The 21,630-nt window shown below is 71.1% G+C and carries 21 protein-coding genes and 3 pseudogenes; 13 read left to right on the forward strand and 11 right to left on the reverse strand.

What is annotated here, in order from left to right; translation table 11 throughout:
* The first annotated feature begins 137 nt into the window (after nucleotides 1–137).
* Nucleotides 138–2,066, forward strand: a complete 1,929-nt coding sequence (gene phsA / locus ACZ68L_RS05615; protein ID WP_469574380.1) for an O-aminophenol oxidase PhsA — start codon at nucleotides 138–140, stop codon at nucleotides 2,064–2,066.
* 150 nt (nucleotides 2,067–2,216) lie between these two features.
* Here phsA and ACZ68L_RS05620 read toward each other — a convergent pair whose 3' ends face one another.
* A complete protein-coding gene (locus tag ACZ68L_RS05620; RefSeq protein WP_469574381.1) occupies nucleotides 2,217–2,918 on the reverse strand; it encodes a FadR/GntR family transcriptional regulator in 702 nt (233 codons plus the stop codon).
* 145 nt (nucleotides 2,919–3,063) lie between these two features.
* Between ACZ68L_RS05620 and ACZ68L_RS05625 the strand changes: the two genes are divergently transcribed.
* Nucleotides 3,064–3,573, forward strand: a complete 510-nt coding sequence (locus tag ACZ68L_RS05625) for a gluconokinase (RefSeq protein WP_469574383.1) — start codon at nucleotides 3,064–3,066, stop codon at nucleotides 3,571–3,573.
* 11 nt (nucleotides 3,574–3,584) lie between these two features.
* The gene (locus ACZ68L_RS05630) at nucleotides 3,585–4,982 is read left to right on the forward strand and encodes a GntT/GntP/DsdX family permease (RefSeq protein WP_469574385.1); all 1,398 of its coding nucleotides are present in this window, start codon (nucleotides 3,585–3,587) and stop codon (nucleotides 4,980–4,982) included.
* On the opposite strand, the gene ACZ68L_RS05635 is transcribed toward ACZ68L_RS05630, so the two are convergent.
* The gene (locus tag ACZ68L_RS05635; RefSeq protein WP_469574386.1) at nucleotides 4,971–5,657 is read right to left on the reverse strand and encodes a cytochrome b/b6 domain-containing protein; all 687 of its coding nucleotides are present in this window, start codon (nucleotides 5,655–5,657) and stop codon (nucleotides 4,971–4,973) included. The genes ACZ68L_RS05630 and ACZ68L_RS05635 overlap by 12 nt on opposite strands.
* Entirely contained in the window at nucleotides 5,599–6,264 is a 666-nt protein-coding gene (locus tag ACZ68L_RS05640) for a molybdopterin-dependent oxidoreductase (protein WP_469574574.1), read from the reverse strand. The genes ACZ68L_RS05635 and ACZ68L_RS05640 overlap by 59 nt, the downstream gene beginning before the upstream one ends.
* 216 nt (nucleotides 6,265–6,480) lie before the next feature.
* On the opposite strand from ACZ68L_RS05640, the gene ACZ68L_RS05645 reads away from it, so the two are divergent.
* Complete coding sequence (locus ACZ68L_RS05645; RefSeq protein ID WP_469574388.1) at nucleotides 6,481–6,930, forward strand: ASCH domain-containing protein; 450 nt, start codon at nucleotides 6,481–6,483, stop codon at nucleotides 6,928–6,930.
* A gap of 18 nt (nucleotides 6,931–6,948) precedes the next feature.
* Here the strand turns inward: ACZ68L_RS05645 and ACZ68L_RS05650 are convergent, their stop codons facing one another.
* From ACZ68L_RS05650 to ACZ68L_RS05665, 4 genes and pseudogenes are all read right to left on the reverse strand, one after another.
* The gene (locus tag ACZ68L_RS05650) at nucleotides 6,949–7,353 is read right to left on the reverse strand and encodes a hypothetical protein (protein WP_469574390.1); all 405 of its coding nucleotides are present in this window, start codon (nucleotides 7,351–7,353) and stop codon (nucleotides 6,949–6,951) included.
* A 438-nt stretch (nucleotides 7,354–7,791) separates the two neighbouring features.
* On the reverse strand, nucleotides 7,792–9,612 hold the full coding sequence (locus ACZ68L_RS05655; RefSeq protein WP_469574391.1) for an acyl-CoA dehydrogenase family protein: 1,821 nt from the start codon (nucleotides 9,610–9,612) through the stop codon (nucleotides 7,792–7,794).
* Nucleotides 9,613–9,736: 124 nt separating this feature from the next.
* Nucleotides 9,737–9,844 (reverse strand): annotated as a pseudogene (locus ACZ68L_RS05660) (LysR substrate-binding domain-containing protein); the annotation flags it as partial.
* 323 nt (nucleotides 9,845–10,167) lie between these two features.
* Nucleotides 10,168–11,823 (reverse strand): FAD-binding dehydrogenase, encoded by a 1,656-nt coding sequence (locus ACZ68L_RS05665; RefSeq protein ID WP_469574393.1) that lies wholly within the window; start codon nucleotides 11,821–11,823, stop codon nucleotides 10,168–10,170.
* A gap of 204 nt (nucleotides 11,824–12,027) precedes the next feature.
* Between ACZ68L_RS05665 and ACZ68L_RS05670 the strand changes: the two genes are divergently transcribed.
* The 6 genes from ACZ68L_RS05670 (at nucleotide 12,028) to ACZ68L_RS05695 (ending at nucleotide 15,873) form a co-directional block, all read left to right on the forward strand.
* Nucleotides 12,028–12,921, forward strand: a complete 894-nt coding sequence (locus tag ACZ68L_RS05670; protein WP_469574394.1) for a DMT family transporter — start codon at nucleotides 12,028–12,030, stop codon at nucleotides 12,919–12,921.
* A 70-nt stretch (nucleotides 12,922–12,991) separates the two neighbouring features.
* Nucleotides 12,992–13,621, forward strand: coding sequence for a TetR/AcrR family transcriptional regulator (locus tag ACZ68L_RS05675; protein ID WP_469574395.1), 630 nt, complete (start codon nucleotides 12,992–12,994; stop codon nucleotides 13,619–13,621).
* A gap of 30 nt (nucleotides 13,622–13,651) precedes the next feature.
* Nucleotides 13,652–14,425, forward strand: coding sequence for a glucose 1-dehydrogenase (locus ACZ68L_RS05680; protein ID WP_469574396.1), 774 nt, complete (start codon nucleotides 13,652–13,654; stop codon nucleotides 14,423–14,425).
* A gap of 33 nt (nucleotides 14,426–14,458) precedes the next feature.
* Entirely contained in the window at nucleotides 14,459–14,980 is a 522-nt protein-coding gene (locus tag ACZ68L_RS05685) for an NUDIX hydrolase (protein WP_469574398.1), read from the forward strand.
* 189 nt (nucleotides 14,981–15,169) lie between these two features.
* A complete protein-coding gene (locus ACZ68L_RS05690; protein WP_469574399.1) occupies nucleotides 15,170–15,565 on the forward strand; it encodes a YidH family protein in 396 nt (131 codons plus the stop codon).
* The gene (locus ACZ68L_RS05695) at nucleotides 15,562–15,873 is read left to right on the forward strand and encodes a DUF202 domain-containing protein (RefSeq protein ID WP_469574400.1); all 312 of its coding nucleotides are present in this window, start codon (nucleotides 15,562–15,564) and stop codon (nucleotides 15,871–15,873) included. The genes ACZ68L_RS05690 and ACZ68L_RS05695 overlap by 4 nt, the downstream gene beginning before the upstream one ends.
* 137 nt (nucleotides 15,874–16,010) lie before the next feature.
* On the opposite strand, the pseudogene ACZ68L_RS05700 reads toward ACZ68L_RS05695, so the two are convergent.
* Nucleotides 16,011–16,453: pseudogene (locus ACZ68L_RS05700) on the reverse strand (alcohol dehydrogenase catalytic domain-containing protein); the annotation flags it as partial.
* A gap of 232 nt (nucleotides 16,454–16,685) precedes the next feature.
* Nucleotides 16,686–17,975: a glucarate dehydratase family protein gene (locus tag ACZ68L_RS05705; protein WP_469574401.1), complete on the reverse strand. Its 1,290-nt coding sequence runs from the start codon at nucleotides 17,973–17,975 to the stop codon at nucleotides 16,686–16,688.
* 152 nt (nucleotides 17,976–18,127) lie between these two features.
* On the opposite strand from ACZ68L_RS05705, the gene ACZ68L_RS05710 reads away from it, so the two are divergent.
* Together ACZ68L_RS05710 and ACZ68L_RS05715 are read left to right on the forward strand one after the other, a co-directional pair.
* Entirely contained in the window at nucleotides 18,128–19,150 is a 1,023-nt protein-coding gene (locus tag ACZ68L_RS05710; protein WP_469574403.1) for a phosphotransferase family protein, read from the forward strand.
* Between the two features lie 8 nt (nucleotides 19,151–19,158).
* Nucleotides 19,159–20,421, forward strand: a complete 1,263-nt coding sequence (locus ACZ68L_RS05715; RefSeq protein ID WP_469574405.1) for an acyl-CoA dehydrogenase family protein — start codon at nucleotides 19,159–19,161, stop codon at nucleotides 20,419–20,421.
* Here the strand turns inward: ACZ68L_RS05715 and ACZ68L_RS05720 are convergent.
* The gene (locus tag ACZ68L_RS05720) at nucleotides 20,405–20,902 is read right to left on the reverse strand and encodes a hypothetical protein (RefSeq protein WP_469574407.1); all 498 of its coding nucleotides are present in this window, start codon (nucleotides 20,900–20,902) and stop codon (nucleotides 20,405–20,407) included. The two genes, ACZ68L_RS05715 and ACZ68L_RS05720, sit on opposite strands and share 17 nt — an antisense overlap.
* Nucleotides 20,903–21,090: 188 nt before the next feature.
* A complete protein-coding gene (locus ACZ68L_RS05725; RefSeq protein ID WP_469574409.1) occupies nucleotides 21,091–21,255 on the reverse strand; it encodes a hypothetical protein in 165 nt (54 codons plus the stop codon).
* Between the two features lie 52 nt (nucleotides 21,256–21,307).
* Here ACZ68L_RS05725 and ACZ68L_RS05730 point away from each other — a divergent pair.
* Nucleotides 21,308–21,607 (forward strand): annotated as a pseudogene (locus tag ACZ68L_RS05730) (LysR substrate-binding domain-containing protein); the annotation flags it as partial.
* Nucleotides 21,608–21,630: the final 23 nt, after the last annotated feature.

Consider the following 21,630-nt stretch of genomic DNA (forward strand, 5'->3'; position numbering starts at 1 on the left):
TCCACCCGTCGGGATGTACCGGTTCCGGTCAGATGATGACGACTGCTGAACTTCAGCGGCCCCCGGGGGGTCCTTCGGTGCAGAGGGACCACGGAACCGACACCTGCGGGGGCAGGGGTTGGTCCGGCCACAGAGGAATGACGGATCACGGGGGAAGCACCTTGACCGAGATTGCCGAGATCACGGAGAAGACCAGCGAGCGGGAGGACGGGCCTCGGCCGGCTCCCGGAGCGACCGCGGTCGGCGCGCCCGTCGGCGGACTCGTGCCGTACACCGACGCGTTGCCCGTGCCGCCGGTGCTGCGCCCGCGGAGCGGCGACGTGCTCCGCGAGACCGAGATCGCCCTGTCACCCACCTGGGTACGGCTGCACACTCAGCTGCCGCCGACCCTGATGTGGGGGTACAACGGCACGGTGCCGGGGCCGACCATCGAGGTACGGCGCGGGGAGCGGATCAGGATCGCCTGGACCAACCGCATCCCCCGGGGCAGCGAGTACCCGGTCACCGCCGTGGAGGTCGGCCCGGTGAAGCCGGGCGAGCCGCTGCCGCACAACCGGCCCGGACGCGACGGGGCCGAGCCGAACGCGGATGTCGCCGCGCTGCCCGCCTGGACGGTGACACATCTGCACGGCGCGCAGACCGGTGGCGGGAACGACGGCTGGGCGGACAACGCCGTCGGCTTCGGCGACGCGCAGCTCTCTGAGTATCCGAACGACCACCAGGCCGCGCAGTGGTGGTACCACGACCACGCCATGAACATCACCCGCTGGAACGTCTACGCGGGGCTCGTCGGGACGTATCTGATCAGGGACGACGAGGAGGACGCGCTCGGTCTGCCGTCCGGCGAGCGGGAGTTGCCGCTGATCCTCGCCGACCGCAACCTGGACACCGACGAGGACGGCCGGCTCAACGGGCGGCTGCTGCACAAGACGACGGTGGTCGTGGAGGCCGACCCGGAGACCGGGAAGCCGGTGTCCATCCCGTTCCTCGGCCCGTACACGACGGTCAACGGCCGCATCTGGCCGCACCTCGACGTGGACGACGCGTGGTACCGCTTCCGGCTCGTCAACGCGTCCAATGCCCGGATCTACGATCTGGTGCTGGTCGACGACGAGAACAACCCGGTCCCGGGCGTGATCCGGCAGATCGGCAGCGACGGCGGGCTGCTGCCGCGCCCGGTGCCGGTCGACTTCGACGAGGTGCTGCCGCAGCTGACGGTCGCCCCGGCCGAGCGGATGGATCTGCTGATCGACTTCTCGGCGCTGGCCGGCCGCCGGGTCCGCCTGGTCAACCGGGGCAGGCTCGCGGCGGGGGTGCCGGATCCGGCGGCGAATGTGCCGTTCCCGCAGGTGATGGAGTTCCGGGTGCGGGAGACGGGGCGGCGGGACGGTTTCGAGCTGCCCGAGGTGCTGTCCGGTTCCTTCCGGCGGTACGAGCACGGCCGGGTGGAGCACGGGCACCGGCTCGTCGTGCTGACGGCGCCTGGCACGGTCGGGGGCGGCGGCCACCCGGAGATCTGGGAGATGGCCGAGGTCGAGGAGGGCGCCGATGTGCGGGTGCCCTCGGACGGGATCATCCAGGTGCGGAGCGAGGACGGCACGGTGCGCACGTACCGCAGGATCGCCCGGACGTTCAACGACGGGCTCGGGTTCACCGTCGGCGAGGGCACGTACGAACAGTGGTCGTTCCTCAACCTGGGCGGCCCGACGCATCCGATGCACATCCATCTGACGGACTTCCAGGTGATGGGCCGGGAGGCGTACACGCTGGACGGCTTCGATCCGGCGGTCGGCGGAACCCGCTCCCCCGTGGCGTTCGACCACGGCACCAAGATCCCGACACCGCCGAACGAGCAGGGCTGGAAGGACGTCTTCCGGGTGCCCCAGGGGCAGTTGGTGAAGGTGCTCGGCACGTTCGACGGGGCGTACGGGCGGTTCATGTACCACTGTCATCTGCTGGAGCACGAGGACATGGGCATGATGCGGCCGTTCGTCGTGATGCCGCCCGAGGCGATGAAGTTCGACCACGGCGCCGGGCACGGCGGCCACCAGGGGCACGGCGGCTGACCGGCCGACCCGGCTCCTGCCGACTGCCCCCGCGGGTTCGTCCCGTGGGGGCGGTCGTGTGTCCCGGGCCTCGTGGACCCGTCTGCCGCCCGCTTGTGCCGGAAGCACGCGGGGCGCCGCCGTCTCCTCGGGCGGCCCGCGGTACGGGCCTCAGGGCGCGAGTACGTCCAGCTCGTGCAGGGCGCCCACCGCGATCTCCTTCGTCAGCCGCTCCGCCGCCGCCTCGTCGCCCTCGCGCACCGCTTCGGCGAGCCTGACGTGGAGGGTGACCGCGGCCGGGTCCGGGTCCTCGAACATCACCTGGTGGTGGGTGCGTCCCGCCAGGACCTCGGCGACGACGTCGCCGAGCCGGGCGAACATCTCGTTGCCGGAGGCGTTGAGCACGATCCGGTGGAACGCGATGTCGTGCTCCAGGTAGCCCTCCAGCTGCTGGCCGCGCGAGGTGGCGACCATGCCGAGCGCGCACTCGGTGAGGGCCGCGCACTGCTCCGGGGTCGCGTTACGGGCGGCGAGGCCGGCCGCGACCGGTTCGATCGCCGAGCGCAGCACGGTCAGGGACCGCAGCTGGCGCGGGCGGTCGGCGCCGGCCAGCCGCCACCGGATGACCTGCGGATCGTAGACGTTCCACGCCTCGGTCGGACGCACGGTCACGCCGACCCGGCGCCGGGACTCGACCAGGTGCATGGATTCGAGGACGCGGACCACTTCGCGTACGACCGTGCGCGAGACGTCGAAGCGCTGGGCCAGCTCGTCGGTACGCAGTACCTGTCCCGGCCGGTGCTCCCCCGCGGCGATCTCCAGGCCCAGGGTGTCCAGCACATGTGTATGCAGCCCAGGGCCCTGTGTGGTCATGGCCACCAGCCTACGGGGCCCCCTTCGGGAACAAAAAGTACGACGTTTATGTCACAGCATCTTGAATAAGTCGTACGTATGGGTTTCAGTAGCGCGACGGACCGATGTCGAGGAAGACGTCGAAGAAGACAGCGAGGCACCACCAATGAGCACCCCCCACGTCGTCGTGGTGATGGGCGTCGCAGGGACCGGCAAGACCACGATCGGTCCCCTGCTCGCCGCCGAACTCGGCGTTCCGTACGCCGAGGGCGATGACTTCCATCCCGCGGCGAACATCGCCAAGATGTCGGCCGGCACACCGCTGGACGACTCCGACCGGTGGCCCTGGCTCGATGCGATCGGCCAGTGGGCACACGGCCGGGCGGGGCTCGGCGGGGTGGTGAGCAGCTCGGCGCTCAAGCGCGTCTACCGGGACCGGCTGCGGGCCGAGGCGCCCGGCGCCGTCTTCCTCCATCTGACCGGCGACCGGGCTCTGATCGAGGCGCGCATGGCGGAGCGCAAGGGCCACTTCATGCCCACCGCACTGCTCGACTCGCAGTTCACCACCCTGCAGCCGCTGCAGGAGGACGAGGCCGGCGTCTCGGCCGATGTGTCCGGCACCCCCGAAGAAATCACCCAGCGAGCCGTCGCCGCGTTGCGCCGGCTCGACAATTAAGGATCACCACCGTGACCAGTCTCAGCGTCGAGATGCTGGCAGCGGATGCCGTCGAACCGATCACTTCGGCAGGCAACGCGCAGTTGGGCATCGCAGTTCTGGCGGGCATCGCCGTCATCGTTCTGCTCATCACCAAGTTCAAGATGCACGCGTTTCTCGCGCTGACCATCGGCTCGCTGGCGCTCGGCTCGTTCGCCGGCGCCGCACCGGCCAAGACGATCGCCAGCTTCACCGCCGGCCTCGGCTCGACCGTCGCGGGGGTCGGTGTCCTCATCGCGCTCGGCGCCATTCTGGGCAAGCTGCTCGCCGACTCCGGCGGCGCGGACCAGATCGTCGACACCATTCTCGCGAAGGCGAGCGGGCGGGCCATGCCGTGGGCGATGGTCCTGATCGCCTCGATCATCGGTCTGCCGCTGTTCTTCGAGGTCGGGATCGTGCTGCTGATCCCGGTGGTGCTGCTCGTCGCCAAGCGCGGCAACTACTCCCTGATGCGGATCGGTATCCCGGCGCTGGCCGGACTCTCCGTGATGCACGGGCTGATTCCGCCGCACCCCGGCCCGCTGGTGGCGATCGACGCCCTCGGCGCCAACCTCGGTGTCACGCTCGCGCTGGGTGTGCTGGTCGCCATCCCGACCGTGATCATCGCTGGGCCGCTCTTCTCCCGCTACGCAGCGCGCTGGGTGGACATCAAGGCTCCGGAGAAGATGATTCCGCAGCGTCCTTCGGAGGAACTGGACCGTCGTCCCGGCTTCGGTGCCACCCTGGCGACGATTCTGCTTCCCGTCGTGCTGATGCTGGTCAAGGCCCTGGTCGACATCGTCGTCGACAATCCGGAGAACCACGTCCAGCGGATCACCGATGTGATCGGCTCGCCGCTGATCGCGCTGCTCGCGGCCGTCATAGTCGGCATGTTCACGCTGGGCCGGGCGGCCGGTTTCTCCAAGGGCCGGCTCTCCACCACCGTCGAGAAGTCGCTCGCCCCGATCGCGGGCGTGCTGCTCATCGTGGGTGCGGGCGGCGGTTTCAAGCAGACCCTCATCGACGCCGGTGTGGGCCAGATGATCCTGGACTTCTCCAAGGACTGGTCGATCCCGGCACTGCTGCTGGGCTGGCTGATCGCCGTCGCGATCCGGCTCGCGACCGGTTCGGCGACGGTGGCGACCATCTCGGCGGCCGGCCTGGTCGCCCCGCTGGCCGCGGACATGTCCACGTCCCACGCCGCCCTGCTGGTCCTCGCCGTCGGCGCGGGCTCGCTCTTCTTCAGCCATGTCAATGACGCCGGATTCTGGCTGGTGAAGGAGTACTTCGGAATGAACGTCGGTCAGACGATCAAGACCTGGTCGGTGATGGAGACCATCATCTCCGTGGTCTCGCTGGCCTTCATCCTGCTGCTGTCGCTAGTCCTCTAGCGAGCGGCCGCCCACACGGTCCTCCCCCCACAGCGCGTGCCGGGACCGTGCCCAATGGCGCTCGACCGACCCGGTACGCATGCCACGGCGTGCCTCCGGGTCGGCGAGCGCCATCGCCATGTGCCCGGCCAGCACGATCCCGATCGCGAGCGCCAGCCAGTCATGGACGAAGGTCGCGCTCGTGCGCCACACCAACGGCGCGAGGCCGGTGAACCACATCAGCGCCCCGGTGCCGGTCATCACCGGGACCGCGCCCGCGATCCAGGCCGCGTACAGCTTCTGTCCGGCGTTGAACTTTCCGGCCGGACGGGCCGTCGGCCGGTGGTCGCGGCGGTACACGGCCCGCAGCCACTGACGGTCGTGCGGTCCGAAGCGGTTGAGCCGGGACAGGTCGGCCCGGAACGCCGGTGACAGCAGACCGGCCAGGAACGGTACGGGGGTGAGCGCGCCGGACCACTCGTGCGCGGTGACCACCAGGTGGCGACGGCCGACGAGCTCGGCGAGCTGGGGTACGTACAGACACGCCGCACTCGCCACGCACAGCAGCATCAGCGTCGCCGTGGCGCGGTGCACCCAGCGCTCGGCGCCGCTGAAGCGCCGCACACGCTCCGCCGGCTCAGGCGGTGGGGGCGTCGTCGCGGCCGTTGGACCGGCCGACCCAGGCGTCGACGTCATAGCCGAGCTCCTCCCAGTAGCCGGGGCGCACGGAGTCGGTGGCGGTGATCCCGGAGAGCCATTTCGCCGACTTGTAGAAGTACATCGGGGCCACGTAGAGCCGGACCGGCCCGCCGTGGGAGTGGGGCAGCGGCCGGTCCCGCATGCGCAGCGCGACCAGCACGTCGGCGCGTCGGGCCTGCGCGAGGGTGAGGCTCTCGCTGTAGGTGCCGTCGAAGCAGGTGAAGCGGACGGCCTTCGCCCCGGGCCGTACGCCCGCCGCGTCCAGCAGCGCCGAGAGCCGTACCCCCTCGAAGGGGGTCTCGGGCACCCGCCAGCCGGTGACGCACTGGACGTCGCGGACCATACGGGTCTGCGGCAGCGCCTCCAGGGCGTCCAGGGTGTAGGTGACCGGGTGGTCGACCAGTCCGTCGACGCTCAGCCGGTAGTCGCCCGCGCTCTTCGCCGGTACGGACGAGGCGACGGAGTAGTAGCGGAAACCGCCGCCGTTGGGGAGCAGTCCGGTCAGGCCGGTGGGGTCCTTGTCGGCGACCGCGCCCAGCCCCGATTCCAGCGTGCGTTGCAGCACGGGCGCGGCGACGACGCCGGCGGCGCCGAGACCGAGCATGGCCAGGACGACACGGCGGCCCAGGGGTGTGCCTTCGGCGTCGGGAGGGCGACTGTTCACCCGGCCATTCGAGCATCTGCGGCCGCAGGTCACCAGGGGCCGCGGGCACCTGCCCGTACCCGATGTCAACTCTGCCCGTTCCCCGCACAGTTGACGACCCCCGATCGGGTGCGCGTCCCGGCGCCGCGCCCGGCCGAACATGTCAGACTTGGTGCCATGTCGAACCGTGAACCTCTCAAGCCCTTTCTGCTCACCTTCCCCGGGCCGCTGCGCGACCGGCTGGTGGGGGCGGTGCTCGCCGGTGCGAAGGTGTCGACGACCGGGCTGCTCGCGGAGTACGAGGCGGAGAAAGAGGAGCTGCCTCCGGTGGGTGAGCGGTCCGCGCTGATCGACTCGGACGGCCGGGAGATCGCGGTGCTGGAGGTGACGGAGGTACGGGTGCTGCGCCTCGGGGACGTCGATCTTCAGCATGCGATCGACGAGGGCGAGGGCGACACCTCGGTGGCCGAGTGGCGTGCGGGTCACGAGAAGTTCTGGCACAGCCAGGAGATGCGGGAGGCGCTCGGCGACCCGGAGTTCACAGTCGACGACGACACCATGGTCGTCGCCGAACGGTTCCGGGTCGTCGAGCTGCTCGATCCCGTCGTGGGCGCGGCGGAACGGTAGCTGGGAGCAGTCGGCCCCCTACGGCCGCGGGGCGGGGATCTCGTGGCAGGTCAGGGGCGGGGCGACGGTGCCGGGACGGCCGGTGCGGGCGAAGGCGGTCCAGGTGGCGCGCACCGCTCGGCCCAGCTCGTCCACCTCGTCCCAGGTGGTGTCCCCCAGCATCGGGGACTGCCGCCGGGCGGCCCGGGAGCCGAGGAGCGGCGGCAGTTCCACGCAGTGGGTGGCGCCGAAGGCGGATCCTGCCGGGCGCCGGTCCAGTCGGTAGGCGTGGACCCGGGCCCCGGCCCGCGCGAGCCGCCGGCCGAACGCGGCGAGCGGTTCGGCGCACATCCGGCGGGGCGGCCCGGCCGGGTCGCCGTCCTCGCTCTTCTCGCCGGGGAAGGCGGACATGTCGTCCGCGTTCCAGCCGTACATGATGTCCATGCCGCGTACGTGCGGGTCGAGGGCGGTATCGGCCGTCCCGACGGTCCGAAGGGTGTTTCCAGGGTGGCGCCGGAGCGCTCCTGGTGGGTCAGGGCGCTGTCCCGCCGGGCCGCGAGGAGGGCGGCGGGGTCGGCGGACCGCGGGTCGGCGCCGGGGGCGCGGACCGCGAGCCGTTCGGTGAAGATCCGGACAGCCGGCGAGGCGTCCGAGGTGTTCACCCGTGGTGCCGGTCCGGACCGAAGCGCCCACGCCGGCGGCGCGGAACGACGCCGCACCCACCCCGCAGATGCGGCCCGTTCCTCGTCCGACAGTGTCGGCTCGGCCTTCGGCCGCCCCGTCCGCGCCCTTGGACAAGCCCGCGCGTCCGAACAGAATTCCTGACACGGAGACCGGAATCGCCGCCCCGGCACGCCGGTCCTCCGCGTCGGCCGGAAGCTCTCACCGGGGCAGCGGGCTGCCTTCGAGGCCTTCCGGACGGTTGATGGGGTGATCGAGGAGAACCTCGTCCACAGCGGCGAATCCGTACGTAAGGGTCATGGCCTGGGGTTCGAGGTCCGCGACGACGCATTCGGCCGCGTCGGGGAGTTGCCTCACCTGAGCACTGGTCAGGCATCCCTCCGCGAGCAGGTCCCCGCTGTGGGCCGCGACGCGACGCAGGGCGAACAGGCGGTGCAGCAAGCGCAGTTGGTGCTGCGCCTCGGGGTGAGCAGCCTGGTCTGCGGCATCCAGAAGAGCTTGTGCGGCCTGACGGTGCGCGTAGGCGTCGACGACTTCCAGAGCCGGTGTGACGGTGGTGTTCCATCGGTTGAGCGGGTTGCCGGCCTTTCCGCTGCGCAGGCGCGTGCGTGCGCGTTGATGCCAGATGCGTTCGATGTCCGCCAAGAGGTCTTGCAGGAAGACCGGATCGTCGAGGTCGCGATCCCCGGGCGGCGCATCCTGGGACGCCTCCAGAGTGAGGTGCCCGAGAAGCATCTCGCCGGCCGCCTTGACCCAGATGACGAGGTTGTCGCCTTCCGCCGTGATGGTTCCCTCGTTGGCTGCCAGCTGTCCCGCGATTCCGTTGGCCAGGAAGAGCCCCTGCGCACCACAGCGTTCGCGGCACTCGGTCATGACGTCGCGGGCCCGCCACGTGATCCAGCCCTTGGCTATGGCTGCGAACCGCTCGGCGTCCTCGCGCTCCGATTCCGTCGCCTGCGCCCACCGCTGTATTGCGGCGCGGTGCAGGAGAGTCGCGGCGTAGGTGGTGGCGATGGCGTCGAGGAGCGGGGTGTGGTGGCTGCGGTGAGCGAACAGCGGAACGCTGCCTCGGGCCGACACGCCGGAAGTCTGCCTCGTGTGGGCGTGCCGTACGGCCACGGCGAGCGCGTGGCGCGTGACACCGAGGCTGTAGCCGCTCATGCAGAGCTTGCCGGCGGTGACGCGGCCGATGGAGCGCAGGAAGCGCTTGCGGGGGCTGCCGATCGAACTGGTGAAGACGCCTTCCGGTGTGAGGCGTCCGTGGTCGGACTGCAGAAGCGCTTCCCGTGGCAGCCGGACGTGGTCGAAGGACGTGACACAGTGGTCGACGGGGGCGGTGGCCGTCTGTGGCAGCCTGCGTATCTCGACTCCTGGCATCGGGAGCCCGGCATCGTCGCTGAGTCGAGTGAGGAACAGGAAGACGCCCTGGTCCTTCCCGTCCGTGATGAGGCGGGCGGCGACGACAGCGGTTTTGGGACCGCCGGTGGAGCTGGTGTTCGGCATGAACTTGCGGGCGGCCGCATGGGGAGTGTTCAGCACGAACTCGCCCGTGGCCCGTTCGTACGTGGCGGTGGTCTCCAGTTGCGCGGCGCTGTTGCCGTGCCCGGCCTCCGTGCACAGGAACGTTCCCGTACGCCGCAGCTCGGCGAACTCCCGCAGATCACGGTCCGGGCCCGCCGTGTGATCGAGGAGGCTGCCGAGAAAGAGGTTGTAGTGGATGCTCGCCACTGTTCCCAGCCCCGCGTCCACCGGGCCGACCCATTCGTGGAGTGCCGCGAGTCGTTCCACGTCGACGACGAAGTCCTCGGGGCTGTCGAGTGCGTCGTTGATGAGGTGTAAACGCTCGTAGGACAGCGCGGCACGTTCATCGGGCGACAGCCCTTCCCTGAAGCGGAACGGCTCAGTACTGAACAGCTTGCGCCAGGGCTCGTGGAGTTGCTCCAGTCGTTCGCCGAAGAGCGCCCGTTTCAGCGCCGCAGCGGTTGAAGCCGCCTGGTCAGAGGAGAGCGAGGTCTTGATCACGCTTCGGAACGCTAGCTCATACGTTCGGTCATCACGGCGTGATGATCAACACGATTAAGATCATTCGGATGACGGTATCTGCTCACTTCGAGGTGTGGGAAACCCTGCTCGGATAAGGGAATGCGTGCAGTTCCGCGGCGGCGCCGACGACGCTTCCCTGCCGGGAGAGCGCGTCGACGAGAACCAGGTGGCGGAACTTCAGCCGGCCGTCGAGGAGACGCGGGATCTTCACTCCACGACTCTGTCGGCGGCGGGCCCGGACGGGCCGGGCGCGGGTCCGGGGCAGCGCGGCACGGGTCCCGGGCAGCGCGGCACGGGTCCCGGGCAGGTCCGAGACAGCCCGGCGCGGGTCCCGGGCAGGTCCGGCGCAGGTCCGAGGCAGCCCGGCGCGGGTCCCAGGCAGCCCGGCGCGGGTCCGGGGCAGGTCCGAGACAGCCCGGCGCGGGTCCCGGGCAAGTCCGAGACAGCCCGGCGCGGGTCCCGGGCAAGTCCGAGACAGCCCGGCGCGGGTCCCGGGCAGCCCGGCGCAGGTCCGGACCTCCCGGGACCGGACACCTACGCCGTGGCCCGCGCCGCCGCCCGGCCCGCCGCGCGGCCCGAGAATATGCAGCCGCCGAGGAAGGTCCCTTCCAGCGAGCGGTAGCCATGCATCCCGCCGCCACCGAATCCGGCCGCCTCCCCCGCCGCGTACACACCGGACAAGGGCGTGCCGTCCTCGGTCAGCACCCGGGAGGACAGATCCGTCTCCAGTCCGCCGAGCGACTTGCGGGTCAGGATGTTGAGCCGTACGGCGATCAGCGGACCGGCCCCGGGGTCGAGGATGCGGTGCGGCGCCGCCGTACGGATCAGCCTGTCGCCGAGATAGGCGCGGGCGCCTCGGATCGCGGTGATCTGGAGGTCCTTGGTGAAGGGGTTGGCGATCTCGCGGTCGCGCGCGGTGATCTCGCGGCGCAGTTCGGCCTCGTCGATCAGCGGCTCGTCGGTGAGCGCGTTCATCCCGCGGACCAGTGCGCCGAGGTCCTTCTCGACGACGAAGTCCACCCCGTTGTCCATGAACGCCTTCACCGGGGCCGGTACGTCCGCGCGGGCCCGGCCGATCACGTCGCGGACCGACTTCCCGGTCAGGTCGGGATTCTGCTCGGAGCCGGAGAGCGCGAACTCCTTGCCGATGATCTTCCGGTCGAGAACGAACCAGGTGTGGCCGTGGCCGGACCTCATGATGTGTTCGAGGGTGCCCAGGGTGTCGAAGCCGGGGAAGAGCGGGACCGGAAGCCGTTTCCCGCAGGCGTCCAGCCAGAGCGAGGACGGTCCCGGCAGGATCCGGATGCCGTGCCTGGCCCAGATCGGGTTCCAGTTCTCGATGCCCTCGGTGTAGTGCCACATCCGGTCGCGGTTGATGTGGTGGGCGCCGGCCTCCTCGGCGATGCCGAGCATGAGTCCGTCGACATGGGCGGGAACGCCGGAGAGCATCTTCGCGGGCGGGGTGCCGAGCCGAGGGGGCCACTGCTTGCGCACGAGGTCGTGGTTGCCGCCGATGCCTCCGGAGGTGACGATCACCGCCTGGGCCCTCAGCTCGAAGGTGCCGGCCGTCACCCGGCTGCTCGCGGTGCCCCGGGTGGCCGCGCTCGGCTCCAGGACCTCCCCGGTCACCGTGTCGACGGAGCCCGCGGTGCGGCCGAGCCCGGTGACCCGGTGGCGGAACCTCAGCTGGACGAGCCCCTTGGCGACGCCCTCGCGAACCCGCCGCTCGAAGGGGGCGACGACGCCGGGGCCGGTGCCCCAGGTGATGTGGAAGCGGGGTACGGAGTTGCCGTGCCCGTTCGCGTCGTAGCCGCCGCGCTCCGCCCAGCCGACGACGGGGAAGAGCCGCAGCCCCTGGGCGTGCAGCCAGGAACGCTTCTCACCGGCGGCGAAGTCGACGTACGCCTCGGCCCACTTCCGTGGCCAGCGGTCCTCTTCCCGGTCGAAGCCCGCCGTGCCGAGCCAGTCCTGGAGGGCCAGCTCATGACTGTCCTTGACCCGCAGCCGGCGCTGCTCGGGCGAGTCGACGAGGAAGAGACCGCCGAAGGACCAGTGCGCCTGGCCACCGATCGACTGCTCGGGCTCCTGGTCGAGCAGGATCACCGACCGGCCCGCGTCGACCAGCTCGGCGGTGGCCACCAGCCCCGCGAGCCCTGCCCCGATCACGATCACATCAGCGTCGTACGCCATGGGTTCCATCCTTTTCGGGGCGATCCGGTCACGGCCACGGTGACGGTCCGGCTCGGACGCCGGAAGTTACTCGTGCGTCAGATCCTCTGCACCGGCCGCTGCGGCGTCAACCGCCCGGTCGGCGGCACTCCGGCCGCGCCCTCGGGGCACAGGCGCTATCGTCGAAACAAATCACCCACCTCTGGCCTGACTTGAGGTAGAAGCGTGTCGGTGCTGGTCCTCGTGCTCGCCGTGAGTGCCGCCTGCTGTCTGGGGTTCGGCTTCGTCCTGCAGCAGGCCGCCGCTTCGCACGCCCCGAGGAGCGACTACCTCTCGCCCCGGCTGCTGCTGGACCTGATGCGGGTACCGAGCTGGCTGGCCGGGATCGGGCTGATGGTCTGCGGCATGGTGCTGGGCGCCCTGGCCCTGGGCAAGGGCGAGGTGTCCGTCGTCGAACCCCTGCTCGCCACCAACCTGCTCTTCGCGATGGCCCTGTCGCGCCATCGCACCGGGCAGCGGCTCGGCCGGCAGGGCTGGTCAGGGCTCTGGCTGCTGGCCGGCGGGGTCACCGCGTTCCTGCTGGCGGGCGAGCCACGGGGCGGCGAGGCGGTGACCAATCCGCTGCGGCACTGGCTGGTGATCGGTGTGGTCGTGGGCGCGGCCCTGCTGCTCACCACCTTCGCCAAGCGCTCGCAGTCCGGGGCCGCCCCGGCGCTGCTCGCGGTGGCGGCCGGACTGCTGTACGGACTCCAGGACGCCCTCACCCGGCTCAGTGGCCAGCGCCTGTCCGAAGGGGGCTGGATGGAACTGGTGACGTCGTGGCAGCCGTACGGGGTCGTGGTACTGGGGGTGACGGGGCTGCTGCTGGTGCAGAGCGCGTTCGAGACGGGCCCGCTGCGGGTCTCGTTGCCCCCGTTGACCGCGTCCCAGCCGCTGGCCGGGATCGCCTGCGGGGTCGGCTTCCTCGGCGACCAGTTGCGTACCGACGCCGGTGCGCTGGCCTGGCAGGCGGTCGGCCTCGCGGCGATCGTCGTCGGGATCGTACTGCTGGGACTGCATCCGGCGATGCCGGAAGGGCCCGTGGGCGGACGCCGGGAGAAGAGCCTCCAGCCGAACTGACCGACGTCTGTCCGGTCACAGGGGGGTGACCGCGCTGGTTATTAATAATGGCCAGCATTAGAATGGCCTCATGGCGAGAACGTCAGGGGCAGAGACCAGGGACAAGCTGATCCGCGCGGCCGAGGAGATCTTCGCCGCGCAGGGCACGGACGGCGCCCAGCTGCGGGACATCGTCCGACTGGCCGGGCAGGGCAACCCCTCCGCGGTCCAGTACCACTTCGGTTCCCGGGCCGGGCTGCTCGACGCGGTGATGGAGGGGCGGCAGACCCGGACCGAACGGGTGATCGCACCGCTGCTCGACGAACTGGCCGCGGACTGCGGCGTACGGGAACTGCTCACCGCGCTGGTGGCGGCCGAGGCGAGCCTGCTCGCCGACGACCGGGGCCGCCGCTGTCTGCGGATCTCGGCCCAGCTCAGCCATGAGACCGGACTGCGGACCGGCCGACCGCACCCCGCCCTGGACGGCACCGCCTACGGGCGGCTCATCGGACGTATCGGGGACTGCCTCGGCGCTCTGCCCGGACCCGTGCGTCTGGAGCGCCTGGATCTGGCGCTCACCCTGATCGGCGCGGCGCTGGCCGACCGCGCCCGCCAGAGGCTCGACGGCACCCGGCCGCTGACCGGCGAGGAGTTCTTCCTCGCCGATCTCGTGGAGACCACCACCGCGTTCCTGCACGCGCCCCTGCCGAGCGACGCGTGAATCACCCGCACCACAACTAAGGACAGTGTCATGACCGACCAGAACAAGCTCAGCGACAAGACCGTCATCATCACCGGCGGCGCCCGGGGCCTCGGCGCCGAGGCCGCCCGTCTCGCCGTGGCGGGCGGCGCCAACGTGGTGATCACCGACGTGCTCGACGAGGAGGGCGCCGCCACCGCCGCCGAACTCGGGGCGCGGGCCCGCTTCCTCCACCACGACGTGACCTCCGAGGCGGACTGGCAGCGCGTCGCCGAATTCGCCGTCGCCGAATTCGGGCGGATCGACGGCCTGGTCAACAACGCCGGCGTATCGACCGGTCAGCCGCTGGAGACCGAGACGGTCGAGCACTTCCGCAAGGTCATCGACATCAACCTGACGGCCGTCTTCATCGGCATGAAGACGGTGATCCCGGTGATGAAGGAGAACGGCGGCGGTTCGATCGTCAACATCTCCTCGGCCGCCGGGCTGATGGGCCTCGCCCTGACCTCCAGCTACGGTGCCTCCAAGTGGGGTGTCCGCGGCCTGTCGAAGGTCGGCGCGGTGGAGCTCGGCACGGCGAAGATCCGGGTGAACTCCGTGCACCCGGGCATGGTCTACACGCCGATGACCGCGTCCGTGGGCATTCAGCAGGGCGACGGCAACTACCCGAACACCCCGATGGGCCGCGTCGGTGAGGCCACGGAGATCGCGGAGGCGGTCGCCTTCCTGCTCTCGGACGCCGCCTCGTACATCACCGGTGCCGAGCTGGCCGTGGACGGCGGCTGGACCACGGGCCCGACCGTGAAGTACGTCATGGGCCAGTGATCACCGCCGGTGGCCTGATGTTGGATGAGGGGCATGACTCCTTCTGACGAGATCCTGGACATCGTCGACGAGAACGACGTGGTCGTGGGGCAGGCCCCGCGCGGTGAGGCGACCGCGCGGGGCCTTCGCCATCGCTGCGTCTTCATCGAGGTCAGGGACCCCGGGGGCCGGCTCTTCGTGCACCGCAGGACCCCCACCAAACTGGTCTTCCCGTCCCACTACGACATGTTCGTCGGCGGGGTGGTCGGGGCGGGCGAGTCGTACGACGAGGCGGCGCTGCGGGAGGCCGAGGAGGAGCTGGGCGTCTTCGGTCTCCCCCGCCCCGAGCCGCTGTTCACGTTCCTCTATGAGAGCGCGGAGCACTCCTGGTGGAGCCACGTCTACCAGGTGCGGTGCGAGCTGCCGGTGAACCCGCAGGCGGAGGAGGTCGCCTGGCACACCTTCCTCACCGACGCGGAGCTGGCGGCGCGGCTCGGCGACTGGGAGTGGGTGCCGGACGGTCTGGAGGCGTACCACCGGCTGCGCGCCTTCCGGGCGGGCGGGGCAGCCTCCTGAGCCCGGCCTCTCCTGCCGGACAGCCCCGACCCCGACGACCTGGTGCTCGACGGCGAGCGGCGTCACGCGGCTCCCCTGGGGTGTCGCCGTCGGCAGAGGGCGGTTCGACGACACGGCCTGGGCCGCCGAGCCGCAGGACGCCGCTCGCTGATCCGCTGCCGTCGTGCGCCGGATCGTTAGGGTTCACGCGTGAACGATTTCGTACAGAGCCTGCGCCTGTGGTTCGCGCCGCAGCGCGTCCGCGAAGAGGGCGACACCCCTGACTACCGGTTCTCGCTCGCCAACGAGCGCACCTTCCTCGCCTGGATCCGTACGGCTCTCGCGCTGATCGGCGGCGGTTTCGCGGTCGACCAGTTCCTCCCTGAGCTGGGGTGGGGCATACGGGCGGGTCTGGCGCTGGCGCTGCTGGCGGCCGGTGTGCTGTGCGCGCTGCGGGCGGTCAATCACTGGGTGCGGTGCGAGCGGGCGATGCGGCGGGGGGAGGATCTGCCGGTCTCCCGGTTCCCGTCGCTGCTGGGTCTCGCGGTCGCCGTCGTCGCCGTCGCGATGGTGGTGGTGGTCCTCTTCGGCTGGGAGGGCCGGTGACGGACGGCGGGCGCGATCCCGGGCTGCAGCCCGAGCGGACCAGGCTGGCGTGGCGGCGTACCACGCTGTCGTGCACCGTGGCCGCGCTGCTGGCGGTTCGGCAGGCGCTGGGCGGCGGCGCGACACCGCTCGGGATCGTCGCCGTGTCGCTGAGCGCGCTGGCCTGGCTGGGCTTCCTGCTCGTGGCGCACCGGCGGGTGCTCGGGTTGGGGACCGCACGGCCGCGGGCGCTCTCGGCGCGCGGCGCGCTGACCGCGGCGGCGTGCACGGTCGCGCTCGCGGTGTTCGCCGCGGCCACGCTGTTGTGACGGCCTCCCCCACGACAGGGAGTGAATCAGCGAGCGGCGTGATGCGGCTTCGATGGCAGGGCGGAGGAAGGAATCGACGCGGAGCGTCGTTGACCGACGACAACGCCGCAAGCGGAGTCGCGGGGCGTGGGGAGCCCGCTCAGGCCGGCCAGCGGCAGGCCCGCCGCCTCCTCGAAGCTCAGACTCAGCGGCTTGCGGGCGAGGGTGCGCACGGGGCGGCGACGTACTCGGCGAACGTACCGCGGCACAGGAAGTCCTCCCACACGGAGCCGATCACCTCGTCGCCGACCGCGAACTCGTCAACGGCGAACTCGTCGACGGCGAACTCGTCGACGGCGAACTCGTCGACGGCGGTGCCGGGCCGCACCGCGACACCGGACACGTCCCAGCCCGGAATCACCGGGAACACGGCGTCCGGAGCGGAGTCGAGGTGACCCTCGCGGGCCTTCCAGTCGACCGGGTCGACCGCCGCGGCCCGCGCCTTCACCAGGACGGTGTCGGGACCGGCCTCGGGGTCGGGCCGTTCCCCGTACTCCAGGACGTCGGCCCCGCCGTGGCCGCTCCAAGGTCTGTCCCGCAATCCCTGGCGGGCGCGCGACGCCAGCTACGGCACCTCGCCGCGTTGTCGGAACATCCGCATACATCCAGTATGCGGACGTCCCTCCGCCTTGCGATGCACCGCATCTACCGCCGCGCGCTGATCCACCACGGATTGCGGGACAGACCTTAGCTGATCGCCTTCATGTACCGACCCTCGACGCGGGCCGGGGTACCCGCACCTCAGGCCCGGGGCGCCCCGGCGAACGGCTCCGTCACCAGCGCGGGATCGACGGGGCGCGCCAGCCGGGCTCGGCCTTGCGCATCGCGGCCTCGTCGTCCCGCTCGCGCATGGTGCCGTCGTCGTCGAGCCAGCGCCGGTGCAGCGCGGCCAGGCGTTCGCGGTCGAGCTCCACGCCGAGTCCGGGCGCGTCGGAGACGGTGAGCCGGCCGTCCCGGAAGACATGGCGGGTGGTGATGACGTCCTCCGTCTGCCAGGGGTAGTGGCTGTCGCAGGCGTAGTCGAGGTTGGGGACGGTGGCCGCGACATGGGTCATCGCGGCGAGGCTGATGCCGAGGTGGGTGTTGGAGTGCATGGAGAGTCCGACGCCGAAGGCGCGGCAGATCCCGGCCAGTTCGCGAGTGCGGTGCAGTCCGCCCCAGTAGTGGTGGTCGGAGAGGACCACCTGGACGGCGCCGCGGGCGAAGGCCTCCGGGACCTCGGCGAGGGTGGTCACGCACATGTTGGTGGCGAGGGGTACGTCGGTGGCGGCGGCGACCTCGGCCATCAGGTCCGTGCCGCTCGCCGGATCCTCCAGGTATTCGAGTACGTCCTTCAGCCGCTCGGCGACGTACAGCGAGGTGGCGACCGACCAGGCACCGTTGGGGTCGAGGCGCAGCGGCCGGCCGGGGAACTCCTCGGCCAGCGCACGGATCGCGGCGATCTCCCGGTCGGGTTCGAAGACGCCGCCCTTGAGCTTGAAGGAGGTGAAGCCGTGCTCGCGGGCGAAGCGCCGGGCCTGGGCGACGACTCCGGCCGGGTCGACGGCGGCGCCCCAGTCGTCCGGTTCGCCGCCCTCGGGGTGAGCGGCCCAGCGGTGGAAGAGGTACGCGCTGTACTCGACGCGGTCGCGGACCTTGCCGCCGAGCAGGGCGTGCACGGGCAGGCCGAGGGACCTGCCCAGCGCGTCCAGGCAGGCGACCTCGAAACCGGAGACGACGGAGAGCCGGAGCTTGTCAGCGGTCTGGACACCGCGCAGCCCGCCCGCGTCGACACGCTCGTCGGCCGCGCGTGAATCACCGCACACCTCCTCGGCCAGCGCGAACAGGCCGTTCAGATCGCTGACCGGGCGTCCGACGAGGGCGGTGGCGAGCGGCCGGGCGAGTTCGAGGTATGTGGCGTCCCCGTACGTCTCCCCGATACCGGTCGCTCCCCCGCGTGTGACGACTTCCACGATGAGCCGCGGGGTGTACGGCTGGTGCACGCCCTGGGTGTTGAGCAGGGGCGGGTCGGCTATCAGGATCGGGGTCAGCCGGACGTCTTCGATCAGCAGCTCGGGTTTCATACATGAACCCTATTCAGGGATGCGACTGAGCACCAGACTCCGGACCCTGCCGGACCGGAGTCCGTCCACCGGATTCGGGGAGTTCACTGGACGGCATACCGACTGGTCGGCATCATGAACACCGACCGTCTTCCACGCCGGAGGTGCGCACGATGAGCCCAGTCCACCCGCCAGGTCTCGATCTCGACCGGCTGCGCGGACATCTCGACCGCGAGCGGCCGGGTCTGGTGAACGGACCGCTCGAAGCCCGGCTCATCGAGGGCGGCCGGTCGAACCTGACGTACGTCGTCACGGACGGCACCGGTCGCTGGGTCGTCCGCAGGCCCCCGCTGGGTCATGTGCTGGCCACCGCGCACGACATGAAGCGTGAGCACCGGGTCATCAGCGCCTTGCACCCGACGGCCGTTCCGGTGCCCGAACCGGTACTGCTCTGCGAGGACGACTCGCTGATCGGCTCGCCCTTCTACGTCATGGAGTACGTCGAGGGCACCCCGTACCGCACGGCCGAGCAGCTCGCCCCGCTGGGCGCCGAACGCACCCGGGAGGCCGTCCTCGGCCTCGTCGACACCCTGGTCGAACTGCACGCCGTGGACCCGGAGTCCGTCGGGCTCGGCGACTTCGGCCGCCCCGAGGGCTTCCTCGACCGGCAGCTGCGCCGCTGGGGCAAGCAGCTGGACGCCTCCCGCAACCGCGAACTGCCCGGCATCGACGAACTGCACGCCGCGCTCGGCCGTGAGCTGCCCGTCTCCCCCGCGCCCACCGTCGTACACGGCGACTACCGTCTGGACAACGTCCTGATCGGCTCCGACGACCGGATCAAGGCCGTCCTCGACTGGGAGATGTCGACGCTCGGCGACCCGCTGACCGATCTCGGCCTGCTGGTGATGTACAGCTCCGACCTCGGCCTGAAGAAGTCCCCGGTCTCCACCACCAGCGGCGCGGCCGGTCACCCCGCTCCCGCCGAACTGATCGGACGCTATGCCGCGCGCTCCGGCCGGGACACCTCCGCCCTCTCCTGGTACACGGCGTTCGCCTGGTTCAAGCTCGCCGTGATCCTGGAGGGCATCCACTACCGCTACACCCTGGGCCAGACCGTCGGCACCGGTTTCGACCGCATCGGCGGCCTCGTCCCCGTCTTCATCGAGCACGGCCTCACCACCCTCCAGGAAGGCTGATCACCCCCATGGACTTCGCTTTCGACGCCCGCACCGAAGAGTTGCGCGACAAGCTGCTCACCTTCATGGACGAGCACGTCCACCCGGCCGAGAAGATCGCGGACGAACAGCGCGCGCAACTGGCCTCCCCGTGGGACACCCCGCGGATCGTCGAGGACCTCAAGGCCGAGGCGCGGCGGCAGGGACTGTGGAACCTCTTCCTCCCCGACGCCGGGTACGGGGCCGGGCTGACCAATCTCCAGTACGCCCCGCTCGCCGAAATCACCGGCCGTTCCCCGCAGTTGGCGCCGACCGCGCTCAACTGCGCGGCTCCGGACACCGGAAACATGGAGGTGCTCCTCCAGTTCGGCACCGACGAGCAGAAGAAGCAGTGGCTGGAACCGCTGCTCGCCGGGGAGATCCGCTCGGCCTTCGCGATGACGGAGCCCGAGGTGGCCTCGTCGGACGCGACCAACATCGAGACCCGCATCGTGCGCGACGGAGGGGGCACCTCCCGCTCGAGCGGAGCCGAGAGTGGGGGAGACTACGTCATCAACGGCCGCAAGTGGTACATCTCCGGGGCGATGAACCCGGACTGCCGGATCTTCATCGTCATGGGCAGGACGGCGACTGCCGATGGCCCTGAGGGCGCCGACATCCGCCGCCGGCAGTCGATGATCCTGGTCCCGCGCGACACCCCCGGTCTCGAAGTGCGGCGCGCCATGCAGGTGTACGGCTACGAGGACCACTACCACGGTGGCCACGCCGAGGTCGTCCTCACGGACGTACGGGTGCCCGCCGCGAACCTGATCGGCGAGGAGGGCGGCGGCTTCGCCATCGCCCAGGCCCGGCTGGGACCCGGCCGTATCCACCACTGCATGCGGCTGATCGGCATGGCCGAGCGGGCGATCGAGCTGATGTGCAGGCGGGCGGTGTCCCGTACGGCCTTCGGCAAGCCGCTCGCCCAGCAGGGCGTCGTACAGAACTGGATCGCGGACGCGCGGGTCACGGTCGAGCAGCTGCGGCTGCTGGTGCTGAAGACGGCGTGGCTGATGGACACGGTGGGCAACCGGGGCGCGCACACGGAGATCCAGTCCATCAAGATCGCCACCCCGCGTGCCGTGGTCGACATCCTCGACCGGGCGGTGCAGCTGCACGGCGCGGGTGGCGTCAGCCAGGACTTCCCGCTGGCCGAACTCTGGGCGGCGGCACGGACGTTGAGGCTGGCGGACGGACCGGACGAGGTGCACCAGCGGTCGCTGGCACGGCGCGAGATCAAGCGGTACGTGTAGCCGGTGGCCCGGCGGGGTGGGCGGGTGCGCGGGCCCACCCGGTTACCGCCTCGTCCTCGACCGCCGGACGGGCCCGGTCTTCGGCGCCGGGCTCCTTCGTGACCGCCTTCGCATGCGCCTCGGCCAGTTCCGCGAGGGCCCGGCCCGCCTGTTCCGGGGTGCCGGTTCGCGCCAGGTCCAGCAGTTCCCTCCGGGACGGGTGGTGCGGGGCTCCGGCGGGCGTGGCAGGGGCACGGTCGCGGAGCGCGGCCCGAGCCGCCTCGTCCCGCGAGACGGCGTCCGGGCCGCCGTGCGCCAGGACGGGCGGGGCCGGCCCCTCAGCAGCGGCGAAGCGCTCGTACAGCCCTGCCAGGAGGAGATCCGTCTCCGGCGGCCCCGTCGGCGACACCGGAAGCAGAGCGGCGAGTTCGGCCGTCTCCACGTCGTCGCAGAGGCCCGCGGTCACGCGCTCGGTGAGCAGGGCCGCGCCGAGATGACGCATACCGGGGTCCTCGTGCCGGATCAGCCGTCCGAGCAGTGCCGTCGAGCAGTCGCGCGCTTCCAGGAGCCGGGACAGATGACCGGCGTCGGCGCTGCGGACGGCGTCGTGGAACTCTTCGTCGGCCGACGCATTCAGCGTCGGATGCTCAGGGCTGTCCCGGCCCCACCAACGGAATTCGCCTCTCCCCGTCAGTAGCCGCCGAACGGCACGTGATCCGCCAGGGCCAGGTCGCGGACGAAACCCCTCACACGCAACAGGCACCGGGCGGCGAGGCGGACGGCCGGTCCGTGGCGCGGCCCGTAGGCCGCCGCCCAGAGCGCGGGGACGTGCGCGGACCGCTGGATGTGAGTCATACAACCAGCTTCGACCCGTTGCGGAGGCCGGTCCAACAGATGGTTCAGCTGGTTGCGATACGCGCCGGGCCACCGGCTGGCCGCGGCCGGACGCACCCTGATCAAGGATCTCGCCGACGAGCCGTTCGTGGACTTCCGAGCGGGCACCGGTCTGGAGACCGCGGTGCGGCGGCTGGCCGCGCACTCGGGGCTGGAGCGCCGGATCACCTGTGATGTCACCCAGATCCGGCTGCTCGTCGAACTCGTACGGGCCGGGATCGGGGTGGCGGTCGTGCCGCGCCGGATCGGTGAGGACGCGGGACTGCCGTGTGTCGGCATCCTCCAGCCGGAACCCGGACGGACGGTGGTTCTCGCGGGGCGGGCGCCCCGCCCCCG

This window comes from Streptomyces sp. NPDC104309 (assembly GCF_055584025.1).

Bases quoted from the DNA above. Each gene is read 5' to 3' on its own strand.
- phsA (WP_469574380.1), top strand. From the start codon at position 138: ATGACGGATCACGGGGGAAGCACCTTGACCGAGATTGCCGAGATCACG.
- ACZ68L_RS05620 (WP_469574381.1), bottom strand. From the start codon at position 2,918: ATGACCACACAGGGCCCTGGGCTGCATACACATGTGCTGGACACCCTG.
- ACZ68L_RS05625 (WP_469574383.1), top strand. From the start codon at position 3,064: ATGAGCACCCCCCACGTCGTCGTGGTGATGGGCGTCGCAGGGACCGGC.
- ACZ68L_RS05635 (WP_469574386.1), bottom strand. From the start codon at position 5,657: ATGACGTCGACGCCTGGGTCGGCCGGTCCAACGGCCGCGACGACGCCC.
- ACZ68L_RS05640 (WP_469574574.1), bottom strand. From the start codon at position 6,264: ATGCTCGGTCTCGGCGCCGCCGGCGTCGTCGCCGCGCCCGTGCTGCAA.
- ACZ68L_RS05645 (WP_469574388.1), top strand. From the start codon at position 6,481: ATGTCGAACCGTGAACCTCTCAAGCCCTTTCTGCTCACCTTCCCCGGG.
- ACZ68L_RS05650 (WP_469574390.1), bottom strand. From the start codon at position 7,353: ATGGACATCATGTACGGCTGGAACGCGGACGACATGTCCGCCTTCCCC.
- ACZ68L_RS05665 (WP_469574393.1), bottom strand. From the start codon at position 11,823: ATGGCGTACGACGCTGATGTGATCGTGATCGGGGCAGGGCTCGCGGGG.
- ACZ68L_RS05675 (WP_469574395.1), top strand. From the start codon at position 12,992: ATGGCGAGAACGTCAGGGGCAGAGACCAGGGACAAGCTGATCCGCGCG.
- ACZ68L_RS05680 (WP_469574396.1), top strand. From the start codon at position 13,652: ATGACCGACCAGAACAAGCTCAGCGACAAGACCGTCATCATCACCGGC.
- ACZ68L_RS05685 (WP_469574398.1), top strand. From the start codon at position 14,459: ATGACTCCTTCTGACGAGATCCTGGACATCGTCGACGAGAACGACGTG.
- ACZ68L_RS05705 (WP_469574401.1), bottom strand. From the start codon at position 17,975: ATGAAACCCGAGCTGCTGATCGAAGACGTCCGGCTGACCCCGATCCTG.
- ACZ68L_RS05710 (WP_469574403.1), top strand. From the start codon at position 18,128: ATGAGCCCAGTCCACCCGCCAGGTCTCGATCTCGACCGGCTGCGCGGA.
- ACZ68L_RS05715 (WP_469574405.1), top strand. From the start codon at position 19,159: ATGGACTTCGCTTTCGACGCCCGCACCGAAGAGTTGCGCGACAAGCTG.
- ACZ68L_RS05720 (WP_469574407.1), bottom strand. From the start codon at position 20,902: ATGCGTCATCTCGGCGCGGCCCTGCTCACCGAGCGCGTGACCGCGGGC.
- ACZ68L_RS05725 (WP_469574409.1), bottom strand. From the start codon at position 21,255: ATGACTCACATCCAGCGGTCCGCGCACGTCCCCGCGCTCTGGGCGGCG.